Consider the following 13147-nt stretch of genomic DNA (forward strand, 5'->3'; position numbering starts at 1 on the left):
TCCCTAAACATTATTATACGCAGAAATAGCCCCTATCTTTAAGGAAGAGGTTCTGCTATAATAGGTAGTCGATTGTATTCGTTACGGTAGCGTCTGTTTAGTGGCAGACGCTTTTCATATGACAAAGGAGAGTATTTAGCATTGACAACATTTCGTGAATTAAATCTTAGTGAGGCACTTATCAAAGGTGTCCTAAAAATGGGCTTTGAAGAAGCAACTCCAATCCAAGCAGAAACAATTCCAGTCGGTCTTAGCGGCGTTGACTTAATCGGTCAAGCACAAACAGGAACAGGGAAAACAGCTGCATTCGGTATTCCAACGATTGAGCGTCTTGACGCAAAATCACGTTATATCCAAGCATTGATCCTTGCACCGACTCGTGAGCTTGCGATTCAAGTAGCAGAAGAACTTAACCGCATTGGTGAAGTAAAACGTGTTCATGCATTGCCAGTATACGGTGGTCAGCAAATCGACCGTCAGATTCGTGCGCTTCGTAAGAACCCACAAATCGTCGTCGCTACACCTGGTCGTCTAATGGACCACATGAACCGTAAAACATTAAACCTTGACCACGTCCAAACAGTTATCTTGGATGAGGCAGATGAAATGTTGAACATGGGCTTCGTGGAAGATATCGAAAAAATCTTGGGTACACTTCCGCCAACTCGCCAAACACTTTTATTCTCTGCGACAATGCCGCCGCAGATTCGTAAAATCGCAGATCGTTTCATGACGACTCCGACTCACATCAAAGTAAAAGCAAAAGAAATGACTGTCGAAAACATCGACCAATCATTCATCGAATTAAAAGAAAGCCAAAAATTCGACGTCCTTTGCCGCTTGATTGATACGGATTCTCCGGAACTCTCGATCATCTTCGGTCGTACGAAAAAACGTGTCGATGAGATGACAGAAGGTCTAATCCAACGTGGTTATACAGCTGACGGCTTACACGGTGACTTAACACAAGCAAAACGTGACCAAGTCATCCGTCGCTTCAAAAAAGGAACAATCGATATCCTTGTTGCAACTGACGTAGCGGCACGTGGACTTGATATTTCAGGCGTTACACACGTCTACAACTTCGACGTCCCGCAAGATCCGGAGAGCTATGTTCACCGTATCGGTCGTACAGGTCGTGCTGGTAAAACAGGATCAGCAATCACATTCGTTACACCACGTGAGTTTGGTCAAATCAAAACAATCGAACGTGTAACAAACAAAAAAATGTCACGTCGTCATGCACCGACGCTTGACGAAATCTTGGAAGGCAACTTGAAACTTGCTGCACAAGAGTTGATCAAACGTGTAGAAGCGAAAAACTCACAAGAGTATACAACACTCGCTCAAGAACTTCTTGAAGAGTATGAAGCGGTTGAATTAATCGCAGCAGCGCTTAAAGGATTAACGAAAGAGCCGGATGCAACGCCAGTTCAAATTTCGTCAATCGAACCAATCCGTGTTAAACGTTTTGGCAGCAACGGTGGCGGTGGTAACCGTCGTCCTTACGGCAACAAAGGTGGATCAGGTTCTGGTTCTTCTTCTAACCGTGGTGGCGGATACCGTGGCAGCAACCCACGTGGTGGGGAGCGCCGTGAAGGCGGTCGTCCTTCTGAAGGAAACCGTAGTTCTTCATCAGCGTCATCAGATCGCCGTGAAGGTGGATACGCTGGCCGTAACCGCAGTGAAAGTGATCGCAACCGTGGTGGACGTAAACCACGTTTTGAAAAGTAAGAAGTTTGAACCGATTTGTCACAGACAAGTCGGTTCTTTTTTATGAAATCTCGTGCTAAAATGAGCAATGAACGATATAGAGAGGGCGGAATTTTGTGTATATTATCTACGCTTTGGCATTTATTTGTCTCATTGTGCTAGTCGTCGCGACAAAACAGATCAGTGAGCGGACGACGAAAGGGCACTTCCGTTATATTCCTTTAGCAACCCTTCTGTTTGGCGGGATTATCTTTCTTGTCTTGGCGATTGGAAAAGGTGGGGCAACCGGTATTCAATACGGCGTGCTGAGTATCATCTATTTAACGGCGACATTTGGTGTCTATTTGTACATCGCAGTCAGAAAAGATACGACCTTATTTTAAAGACAGGACCTCTCTGATTACAGAGGGGTTCTTTTTTTGATAAGATGGAACAAGAGAAAAGGGGGGCAGAAGAATGGATGCCTTAGATGTCATTGTTCATCCCGAACAAATTGAAGCTTGGTTTCAGCCGATTGTCGGAGCGGCGCCTTTTAAAGTAGAAGGGTATGAAATTCAATCCCATTTCCGGGGAGAACCGTTAAAACCGTTTTTTCAAGAAGATGATGTACCAATCGAATACCAACTCGAAGTGATGAGTCATGTCATTCGACATGCCTTTCAAAAAGTACCGACGGATGCCCATTCGTTTGTTCTGGTCCGCTGTCGCCCGGCCTGGTTATTTGAGAACGGCGGCGAAGATTTTTTAAGTATTCTGCGTGATGCGCAGATTGATTTCCCGGAAGACCGGTTATACGTGACATTAACAGATGTTCAGGTCGATGATTTTGACCGCCTCGGCCGGATTGTCGCCTATTATCAAAATTCCGGTTTGAAGGTAGCGCTCGATCGGGCGGAAGCAACGAGTCTCGAACGGGTATTTTCGATGTCACCGGACATGCTGATTGTCGATTTGGCATCGATGATTGAGAAAAAAACGGTCTCGGCCAGTTACCCGCATTTATTGCAGACGATGGAACATCTCTGCGATCAGCTGGGTGCTCCGCTGCTGTACAAAAATATCAGCCACCTTGGTCAGTTGCGTTATGCCTGGCAGCACGGCGGACGTTATTACATGGGGAACCTGCTCGGTGAAACGACGCCGGACTGGGTGACGACTTGCCCGGGAATGGACATTTTGCTGCATGAGGTTCCGATGTTTTATAAATATGACCGGGAACAAATGAACCGGCTGTTTCAGCTCGAACAGGACTGGACCGTTCGATTCAACGAATATTGCCAGTCCGTCAGGCCGGAGGAAGACCTCGACAGCTGGTTGTTAATGTTAGCGAAAAAGATGGAGCCGGAATTCATTCGATTCTATATTACGGATGCCAACGGGTTCCAGCAGTCATCAAATATCAGTAAAAAAAGCGGCGAATGGAAACGTTATTCGTTTTACCAAGGATACAATTGGAGTTTCCGACCGTATTTCATCCGTACGACAGTAGCGATGGAACGACGGCATACCGGCTATTTATCGGACCGGTACGTCGACTTCAGTTCCGGGGAGCAGACACGGACTTTCAGTATGCCGCTGAATAATGGGATGTTCTTATTTGCTGATATTTCAGCAGACTATTTATATCAAGAACGATTGAGTGAATGAGGAGGAAATGAATGATGTTGGATTATGATTACGATGCATTACGTGAAATCGGCCGGATTGTCGCCATTGCACGCGATGAGATGGCAGATGCCGTCAAACCGGGGATTACAACGAAGGAATTAGATGAGATCGGGGCACGGATTCTGAAAGAACACGAGGCGGAATCGGCACCGATCGTCATGTATGACTTTCCGGGAGCAACTTGTATCAGTGTAAATGAAGTGGCGGCACATGGTATTCCGGGAGCGTACGTCATCAAAGAGGGAGATATTGTTAATGTTGATGTCTCAGCCGTAAAGAACGGTTATTACTCCGATACCGGCAAAACGGTTATCGCAGGACAAGCCCGTCGTCCGGAAGATGTTCGGTTGGTCGAAGTTTCGTTGTCTGCCCTTGAAAAAGGATTGGAGAAAGTAAAGGCCGGAACGAAGGTCAATCAGATTGGGAAAGCGATTTATGCCGAGACACGGAAAAGCGGCTTTACCGTCATCCGGAACTTGGCGGGACACGGTCTCGGAAAGACATTACACGGCGAGCCGGAATCGATTTCGAACTACTTCAGCCGTGAGGAAAATGATTTGTTGAAAGAAGGACAAGTCATTGCCGTCGAAACATTTATCTCGACCGGCGACGAATTCTGTATGGAAGACGAGAAAGACGGCTGGACCTTATATACACCAAATAAAAGTCTCGTTTCGCAATTTGAACATAGCGTCATCGTCTTAAAAGACGGATATGAGATTTTAACGAAAGTCGATTGAGTCTAAATTTATGAACTGCTGAAAATAAACAGGAGTATCAAGTCCCTTTTGATATGCTCCCCAAAAAGTAGACAGTTGAAATAACAAAAACTGTCCACTTTTTGAAGGGAGCTATTTCTATGTCTAAATCTAAGTTTTCGCCGGATAAAAAATTACGGATCATTAGGATGTGTGAGGATAGAATGGACTCGATAAAATCGATTGCCTCGCTCTTCGAGCTTTCAGTCACGACCTTGAATAGATGGAGAGCAAAATATCGTACATACGGCTCCTCGTCACTCCGTGATCGAACAGAATGGACAGGTTATCCAGAAGAACTAAAAATGGAGGCTGTACGCGCAGTTCTGACTCAAGAGGAATCGCTCACTAGCGCTACAGTACAGTTTAATATTTCGAGTTTAAGCGTACTTGCAAGATGGATTCGGAAGTATACTAGTCATAATACTCAAGGGAAACCATTGAAGGAGCGATCCATTATGATTAAAGGTAGAACCACTACGTTTGAAGAGCGTGTCCAGGCAGTTATGGACTGTATACAAAATGGGAAAGACTATCAAAACATCATGAAGACCCATCGGGTCTCCTATCAACAAATCTATAGCTGGGTAAGGAAGTTCGAGAAGGACGGAATGGACGCACTGATGGATCGTCGCGGACGTCAGAAGCCGGTAGCAGAATTGACGGATACAGAGCGTTTTGCGTTGGAACTGAAACGACTAGAGAAAGAAAATGAACGACTACGCATGGAGAACGATTTCCTAAAAAAGTTAGAGGAGATCGAGAGGAGGTCACGTTAAGTCAAATTCGTCTTCAAGATAAATATGAAGCCATTCAATCATCGGTAGAGCAATTCGGTTATCCGATCATCGCCCTATGTCATCTAGCGGATGTCTCGCGTGCTGCCTACTACAAGTGGTTGCGTCGTATAGGTATACCGAAAACACATGAGGCTGAGAACATGAAAATCATCGAAGAGATGAACCAGATCCACCTTTCGGTGAAAGGAATATATGGCTATCGACGAATGAAATTGAACTTGAAACGTCGTTTCGGAAGAAACGTTAATGCGAAGCGTGTCCGGCGCCTGATGCACATCGCGAGTATTCATTGTGTCATACGCCGGAAACGTCCTTTGTACATTCGTGATCGTCCTCAACAGATTGCCGAAAACATTCTGAACCGTGATTTCAACGCGGCAGGACCGAATCAAAAATGGGTGACGGATGTCACGGAATTGAAGTACGGTGCCTCTCAGAAGGCGTATTTGAGCGCCATCTTGGACCTATATGACGGCTCCATCCGTGCCTTCGTTCTAGGGCACTCTAACAATAATCAGCTCGTGTTTGATACATTCGAACTCGCCCTGCAGGGCGCATCCGGAAGTCGTCCCTTGCTTCATAGTGATCGAGGGTTTCAATATACTTCACATGCGTTTCGACACATGACACGCGTGGCAGGCATTACACAAAGTATGTCTTGGGTTGGTAAATGTATTGATAACGGTCCGATGGAATCATTTTGGGGCGCCTTGAAATGCGAAAGTTATTACCTACATAAGTTTGCGGAGTTCGACGAACTCCAGCTTGCGATTCAGAAGTATATTCACTTCTACAATGAAGAACGGTACCAACAACGATTAAACGGCTTGGCTCCATTAGAATACAGAGCTCAAGCCGTTTAAGAGATTTTTATTATTTATCCTGTCTACTTGACGGGGAGCAGTTCATTTGATACTCCTATTTTTAAAGTTTTTTTGTTGAAACGGCCAATCGTTCGAGCCGTTCCTGGGAAACCGAATGTTCAGCATATCGGATAGACCCGTTTTCGACGATATAGTCCTGTTCGAGTAAATCTTCAATGAAATACTGATCGGTTCCAGACATATCAATCGGATAAGCAAGTCCCGGTAAGGTGGCGAATGCCAACGTTTGGCGCCGTCCAATCCCGCTCTCGAACATGCCGCCTAACCAGTACGATGGCGAAATGCTTCGCACATCGAGCGCTGCTGTCAGACCGCCGAGACGAGCCGGCTTGATATTGATGATTTGACCCGCCTGCAATGTTCGCATCAGTAAAGCATCCTGTGTCGTCTGGATGGATTCATCGAGACAAAGCGGTGTCTTCAGTAAGGAGGCGGCATGCTGATGACTTAACCAGTCGTCAGCGGGAAACGGCTGTTCCATCATCAGCATCGAAAATGTATCCCACTCTTGAAGGAGCGGTAAATCAGCTACCTGAAAACTTCCGTTGGCATCAAACATTAACGGAGCACCCGGAAAAGATTTGCGAACCTGTTCCAAAACCGCAGTATCCGTCGGAGCGAGTTTCAACTTAATCCGTTCGAATCCATCGTTTAATGCTTGACCTACTGCTTCCACCGTTTGCTCGGCTGAGGAGCGACCGAGTGCTTTTCCGCACGGAATCGACCGGTTTTCGTCACCACCGAGGTAAGCGGCAAGAGAGGTCTGCTCCGCTTGGGCAAATAATTCATGAACAGCCCCGTCGAACATGGCTTTTGCCATCTGGTTTCCTTTAATCGGCTGAAAGCGTGCAGCAACGGCAGCGGGTGAGGATAAAGGTGCTGCAGCAAGCAAACGGTACAGGAGCGGGGACAAGGCACGAAGAGAATCCTGCGTTTCCGCCGTGTACCAAGGTGTCTCGAAAGCGACGCCTTCCCCGTAGCCGATGCGTCCTTCCTGATCGGTCAGCCGTAAAATGGTCGTCCGTCGTTTCGACAAGATAGAGATGGCGGTCTGCATCGGCTGGCGAAACGTCAGATAGACATCAAACAGCTCCGCACTGCGCAGGGTAATGGTCGTCATAGCGACTCCTTGAGCTGGCGCCGAATCAGTTTACCGTTTGCATTGCGCGGTAATGTATCACGGTAAAAGTAGCTGACGGGACATTTATATTTGGCCAGTAAGCGTTCCATTTCTTGCCGGACATCAGTTTCTGACAGTGTACTGACGATGAAGGCAACCGGTACCTGCCCCCAGACCGGATCAAACCGTCCAACGACACCGGCTTCCGTGATCCCGGAGATTGATAATAAGGCGGCTTCGACTTCTGCCGGATAAATATTTTCACCACCGGAAATGATCAAGTCGCTTCTTCGATCTAATACATACAGGTAACCGTCGGCATCGATCCGTCCGAGATCACCGGTCTTCAAATAACCGTCAGCAGTAAAAGCGGCGGCTGTCGCTTCCGGATTAGCGAAATATCCGTTCATGACAGTCGGTCCCTTGACTTCAATTTCCTGATACCGATTGATCCGGATTTCCGTCGGAGCGATGGCTTTACCGGCAGAACCGATTTTCCGGATCGCTTCTTCCGGCAGGAGTGTCGCCACTTGTGAAGCGGTTTCGGTCATACCGTATGTTTGCATGACGGGAATGCCGCGGTCTAACGCCCGTGTCAGAATCGGTAACGGGACAGGCCCTCCGCCCGTCAAAACAACGCGTAAATCAAACCGTCGTAATCCGGCTTCGAGCAACCGATCCAACATGACGGAAACGAGAGAAATATGTGTGATGTGTTCTGTCTGGATCCATGTAATGGTCTTGTTCGGTGAAAAATGAGGCTCAAGAATAAGCGGAACACCATAGATGACGGAGCGGTAAACGACGGCGAGACCGCTCATATGAAATAACGGCGTGACGACTAGGAACCGGTCATCCGGATAGGAACCGGTATGGCGGGCCGCATTCATGGCACTTGAAAAATGATTGAGCATTGTCTGTTCGACTGCTTTTGGCCGCCCGGTCGTACCGCTTGTAAATAACATCGACTGAATATAATGTTTTGGCATATGCCGGACGAGAACATCAGGTGCCGGCTTCACGACATGAAACGGCAGCCGTTTAACCGGCGCATCGATCGGACGATCTGAGATGACGAATCGGATATCGGCTTGTTGGAGTTGCATATGGACTTCCGCTTGGCTCAGACGAATATTGATCGGAACAATCGTCAATTCAAGCAATTGAGCCGCATGGACAGCAATGATGTAGCTGCTGCTTGAAGGACCGTATAAAGCGATGCGGTCACCGCGTGACAGCAGGGGAGCCCAGGAACTGGCGAGTTCATGCGCTTTTGTATAAAGGGCAGACCAGGTCAGACGCTCGTTGTCCGTGATGAGGGCAAGATCGTCCGGCTGTTCTTTGGCACGCGTGTAAATCCAAGGATACACGGATTGTCACTTCCTTTCTGAATGATGATAAGAAAAAGGTTCAAACGTCTTTCGACATTGAACCTTTTTTGTATTATGGGAATCGTGGGAACTGTCCGAAATCAGGATCACGTTTTTCTTTAAACGCGTCACGGCCTTCTTTTGCTTCCTCTGTCGTGTAATACAGTAACGTGGCGTCACCTGCAAGTTGTTGAATACCTGCAAGGCCGTCTGAATCGGCATTAAACGCAGCTTTTAAGAAACGAAGTGCTGTTGGTGAATGCTGAAGGATTTCAGAACACCATTGGATTGTTTCTTGCTCCAAATCAGCCAGTGGAACGACCGTATTGACGAGACCCATATCAAGTGCTTGTTGGGCATCGTATTGACGGCAAAGGTACCAGATCTCACGTGCTTTCTTATGACCAACGACGCGAGCGAGGTAACCAGAACCATAACCAGCATCAAACGAACCAACTTTAGGACCAGTTTGTCCAAATTTGGCATTGTCTGCTGCGATCGTCAAATCACAGACGAGGTGAAGAACATGTCCGCCACCGATTGCATAGCCTGCTACCATAGCGATGACCGGTTTCGGAATAACACGGATCAGACGTTGTAAATCAAGGACATTTAAACGCGGGATTTCATCCTCACCGACATAACCACCATGTCCGCGAACTTTTTGGTCGCCGCCTGAACAGAAAGCAAGATCGCCTTCACCGGTTAAGACGATGACACCGACGTTTTGATCGTCACGTGCACGTGAAAAAGCATCGATCAATTCGTGAACCGTCTTCGGACGGAAAGCATTCCGTACTTCTGGACGGTTGATTGTAATTTTAGCAATCCCATTCCATTTTTCATACTTGATGTCTTCGTAGCTACGGGCAGCTGCCCATTCTGGAACGTATCTCATTTCAATTCCCCCATTTGATTAATTAAGAGTAGTTTCTCTACTATTGTAACAAACTTTTCCGGTTGGTCGATATGTGGGGCATGTGATGCACCTTCAATTAAATGAATTTTTTCCGATGGAGCGGCTTCGATGGCAATTTTTTTAAATTTATCATCGTCGTTTCCGACAATCCAATCAATCGAGGAGGTGTCAAGTAAATGCCAGACCGGAGCCATATTGCCGGTTCCTTGAGCGATCAAAGAAGCGGCCAGCCCCTCCGGTGATTGGGCAAGGCGTCCACGGCGAATCGATTCTTGTACTTCAACCGGCAGATGACGTTGGCTTGCAAACAGCGGGAGCGACTCCCAATAATCGATGAAATCGGCTAAACCATCTGTCAGTAAACGATCAGCGAGACGACGGTCGGCTTGACGGCGTAATCGTCGCTCATGTGCCGACCGGAGACCAGGAGTCGTGCTGACAGCAATCGTCTGCTTTACCTGTTTCGATGTCGCAGCAAGCAGAAGCGCGATTCGTCCGCCCATCGAATAACCGAGAACGGACCAGTCTTCCTCACGGGTCGCAAGCAAACTTTTTAAATCTTTTACTTGTTCCGTCAAGCGCATACGTTGATAAGATGCGGATGCGGTACGGCCGTGGCCGAGCAAATCAATCCGGTAAACGGTATAGTCTGACTGCAACCGGCTTCCGAACAGATCCCATGTGGCACTGCTACCGGTGAAACCGTGCAACAGCAAAAGCGGCGGACCGCTTCCGCTGATCTCGACATGGTATTCCTGATGCCGCAGTTTCATCGGAACGTCTCCTGCAGTGCCTCGTTTGTCTGCTCCCAAATCAAACGGTGCAGGCGGACATTCTCCGGACGATCGGTGACGATTTCCAAGACCCGTGTCGCAGTCGCTTGTTGTTGCAGGGTCGAATGAAGATGCGTAATCGAGGAAATCCGTTCATACTCGACACCGTAACCGGCAGCAAGATGACTGAAATCAACGTCTTGTGCTGTTCCGAATAAAGGTTCGAACAACGCCGGATCGAGATTTTGTTGCGGCAGAAAACTGAAAATCCCGCCACCCGTGTTATTCACTAACAGAATCGTAATCGGAACGGTCTGCGCCATCAGCAATCCGTTGATATCATGCAAGAACGCCAGGTCACCGACAAGCAGATAACGGTTTTCGGCTTCATAGGTCGCGCCGAGAGCACTTGAAAGAATGCCGTCAATGCCATTGGCACCCCGGTTGGCAAGAATACGAAGCGGTGTCCCCATCGGTAAAAAGGTATCCAAGTCCCGAATCGGCATACTGTTCGAAACAAACAGACTGCCGTCTGTTAAATCATTTAATGCCCGGACGACATTATATTCCGTCAGCTGATTGGCATCCAGAGAAGAAAAAACAGTCTGTACGGTGTTCTCTGCCCGTTGCAGGGTCTCGAGATAAGAGGTTTCATGCACGGTCACAGGAGCGGTTTTCAGTTGGCTCGGATGACCGCTTAAAAAATGAGCCTGCAACTGGGGATCGCGCCAGTTTCCGGGATGGCCGAGAACTGTCGTCGGAATTCCTTTTGACCAAAGCAGATACGGTTTTGAGATCGGCATCGCACCGAATCGTAAAATGTGTTCCGGGTGGATTTTATCGTGAATCGCTGTTGCCTTTAACCACGTATCGTAATAGCCGAAAACCGTATCGTTGGAAGAACGGCGGCCTTGACTCAACGGATCGGCCAAAACAGGAATTCGTGCACGGTTTGCATAGTCCAGAATGATTTGTGTATCGGCAAGAGAAATTTGAGGTCCGATGACAATCAAAAGACGCGAGATTGATAAAATTTCAATGAGTTTTTCGGTAGGATTTTCCGCCTGTGGTTGATTCAGTTGTCCGACAGGCTGACCCGTTTGTAAGAGATCCAGTTCGGGAATTAATGGTTCCCGAAGCGGAATATTGATATGAACCGGACCGGCGGGCTCTGAAAGCGCGAGAAGAACGGCTCGTTCCGCCGCGTGCTGGACGTAAGGAAGAGCAGTCTCTTCCGGTAACGGCAAATCAAAGGCATGGCGGACCTGTTTTCCGTAGAGAGCGACTTGATCGATTGCTTGGGGTGCGCCGACACCACGCAACTCGTGGGGGCGATCCGCCGTCAATACGATCAAAGGCAGCTCGAAAATATTGGCTTCCGTCACGGCCGAATAATAATTCGTAGCTGCTGTTCCACTCGTACAAATCAGGGCGACCGGACGCAAGACATCCTCCGTCCGTGTCAAACCAAGGGCAAAAAAACTAGCCGACCGTTCGTCGATGAGGACGTGGGTACGGCTAAAAGGGTGAAGAAAGGCAGCGATGGCAAGTGGTGTCGAACGGGATCCGGGACTGATGACGAAATCCCGGACACCGCTTTTCACTAAATTATCGATTAATGCGTGCGTCCATTTACTCAACATAAATATCATCCTTTTCTATCGTACAGAGATGCGACAGAGCCTGCAGCATCGGTGATAGTTTCGTTTCGGTTTCTTCGAGTTCACTGTGAAGAACGGATCCTTCGACGAGTCCACAACCGGCATAAAGAACAGCCGAGCGATCGGTAAACAGACCGGAGCGGATGGCGACGATGAACTCACCGTTTTCCTGTCCGTCCATCCAACCGACGGGAGAACCGTACCAGCCACGCTCGAACGTTTCAATTTCGCGGATGGCGGCGACGGCTTCCTCTTTTGGTTCTCCACCGAGAGCAGGTGTAGGGTGAAGTTTTTCAATCAGCTGAAAGAGACTGACTTCAGGTGACAGCGTAGCGTTGATCGGAGTGTACAGATGCTGGATGTGACGATTCTTCAGCAACATCGGTTCATCCGGTTTGTCGATCGTCGTCGAGAGTCCTTGGAGTGTCTGTTCGATTGAATCAACGACAATCGCATGTTCATGACGGTTTTTGTCGTCCTGTAACAGCGACTGTCCGAGTGCGGTATCTGTCGTCTCGATGGCATGTCGAGGAGCAGATCCGGCGACGGCAGCTGTCTTAAGTTCAAGACCGGATTTTAAAATCAATCGTTCCGGTGTCGCACCAAGGAAAGCTTCGTCTGCCGTCGGTTGAAAGAAGAAGATATAGCTGCCTGGCTGCGATGATTCGAGTTCCTGAACAAGTCCGGCCAAGTCGATCGGTTGATCAAGCTCGTAGACGACTTCACGGGCCAAGACGATTTTTTTGAGTGATGTTTTTAAGAGTTGTGTCGCTTGATGGAAAGAAGCTTCGAAAGCATCATTTCCGTCACGCGTCAGTCGAATCCGGGTCACGAACCGGTCGGATTTTGGAGTATGCAGTTCTGCATATTCGACAGCCAACTGATTGAGGATTTTTTCTGCGTTAGATTGCGGTTCAACGAACGCAAAAACCGTTACCGTCGTACGACCATCTTGTTCCAGATAAAGATACTTCGGAATGGTCATTGAAGCTTCCCCAAAAGAAGACCAACGAAATTCAGTGTGTTTCAGTTCCGAAAAAGAGAAGCCGCAAAAGGCAAATAAATCGGTGCCGACATGATCCCGATTCAAATTTGACCACATGGACTGCATCTGTAAAAACCGGTCCTGTCCTGCTGTTTTTAATTGTTGCGTAATACCAAAACCGATGGCGCGCATCGATCGATCAGGTGTCGTAAAATAAAAGCGTTCTTCCGTCCCGAATGACAGCGCGCTAACATCCTGCGCCTCGACATTCCAAGAATACGCGGCGAGGATAGACCGTTGATATGCATTCGCATGACCAACAGCACGTTCAATACATTGTTTAAGCTCATGTTGAGCGTAGGCCATACCGCTCATTGCCCCCTAGTCTAAAGATACTGTGATACGTTTCACTTATTCTCAGTGTAAACTTTTTATGTGAAAAAAAGAAGGAATAAGCTATCTTGGATTGAGCATTGACAGTAAAAAACGAAACCCG

Annotated in this window: 11 protein-coding genes; 5 read left to right on the forward strand and 6 right to left on the reverse strand. The window is 47.9% G+C overall.

Features of this window, described 5'->3' with window-relative positions; genetic code table 11:
• Window positions 1–141: 141 nt before the first annotated feature.
• The 5 genes from cshA to EXIG_RS15685 all read left to right on the forward strand — a co-directional run bounded on the left by cshA (window position 142) and on the right by EXIG_RS15685 (window position 5802).
• Complete coding sequence (gene cshA, locus EXIG_RS03330; protein ID WP_012369523.1) at window positions 142–1734, forward strand: degradosome RNA helicase CshA; 1593 nt, start codon at window positions 142–144, stop codon at window positions 1732–1734.
• Between the two features lie 95 nt (window positions 1735–1829).
• Window positions 1830–2096, forward strand: a complete 267-nt coding sequence (locus tag EXIG_RS03335) for a hypothetical protein (RefSeq protein ID WP_012369524.1) — start codon at window positions 1830–1832, stop codon at window positions 2094–2096.
• A gap of 73 nt (window positions 2097–2169) precedes the next feature.
• Window positions 2170–3360: an EAL-associated domain-containing protein gene (locus tag EXIG_RS03340; RefSeq protein ID WP_012369525.1), complete on the forward strand. Its 1191-nt coding sequence runs from the start codon at window positions 2170–2172 to the stop codon at window positions 3358–3360.
• A 14-nt stretch (window positions 3361–3374) separates the two neighbouring features.
• Window positions 3375–4121: a type I methionyl aminopeptidase gene (gene map / locus EXIG_RS03345; protein ID WP_200859030.1), complete on the forward strand. Its 747-nt coding sequence runs from the start codon at window positions 3375–3377 to the stop codon at window positions 4119–4121.
• Between the two features lie 119 nt (window positions 4122–4240).
• Window positions 4241–5802, forward strand: a protein-coding gene (locus EXIG_RS15685; RefSeq protein ID WP_234944567.1) for an IS3 family transposase whose coding sequence is annotated in 2 segments (ribosomal slippage) — window positions 4241–4871 and window positions 4871–5802 — 1563 coding nt in all. Because the reading frame shifts where the segments join, the coding sequence is not laid out codon by codon here.
• Between the two features lie 61 nt (window positions 5803–5863).
• Here EXIG_RS15685 and menC read toward each other — a convergent pair.
• From menC to EXIG_RS03385, 6 genes are all read right to left on the reverse strand, one after another.
• The gene (gene menC / locus EXIG_RS03360) at window positions 5864–6943 is read right to left on the reverse strand and encodes an o-succinylbenzoate synthase (RefSeq protein ID WP_012369528.1); all 1080 of its coding nucleotides are present in this window, start codon (window positions 6941–6943) and stop codon (window positions 5864–5866) included.
• Entirely contained in the window at window positions 6940–8313 is a 1374-nt protein-coding gene (gene menE / locus EXIG_RS03365; protein WP_012369529.1) for an o-succinylbenzoate--CoA ligase, read from the reverse strand. Before menE ends, menC begins: the two co-directional genes overlap by 4 nt.
• Before the next feature lie 73 nt (window positions 8314–8386).
• A complete protein-coding gene (gene menB, locus EXIG_RS03370; protein ID WP_012369530.1) occupies window positions 8387–9211 on the reverse strand; it encodes a 1,4-dihydroxy-2-naphthoyl-CoA synthase in 825 nt (274 codons plus the stop codon).
• Complete coding sequence (gene menH / locus EXIG_RS03375; protein WP_012369531.1) at window positions 9208–10005, reverse strand: 2-succinyl-6-hydroxy-2,4-cyclohexadiene-1-carboxylate synthase; 798 nt, start codon at window positions 10003–10005, stop codon at window positions 9208–9210. Before menH ends, menB begins: the two co-directional genes overlap by 4 nt.
• On the reverse strand, window positions 10002–11648 hold the full coding sequence (gene menD / locus EXIG_RS03380) for a 2-succinyl-5-enolpyruvyl-6-hydroxy-3-cyclohexene-1-carboxylic-acid synthase (RefSeq protein WP_012369532.1): 1647 nt from the start codon (window positions 11646–11648) through the stop codon (window positions 10002–10004). The genes menH and menD overlap by 4 nt, the downstream gene beginning before the upstream one ends.
• Window positions 11638–13017, reverse strand: coding sequence for an isochorismate synthase (locus EXIG_RS03385; protein WP_012369533.1), 1380 nt, complete (start codon window positions 13015–13017; stop codon window positions 11638–11640). Before EXIG_RS03385 ends, menD begins: the two co-directional genes overlap by 11 nt.
• Window positions 13018–13147 lie beyond the last annotated feature (130 nt).

The sequence above is a fragment of the Exiguobacterium artemiae 255-15 genome, assembly GCF_000019905.1.
In the GTDB taxonomy this organism is placed as follows: Bacteria; Bacillota; Bacilli; order Exiguobacteriales; family Exiguobacteriaceae; genus Exiguobacterium_A; species Exiguobacterium_A artemiae.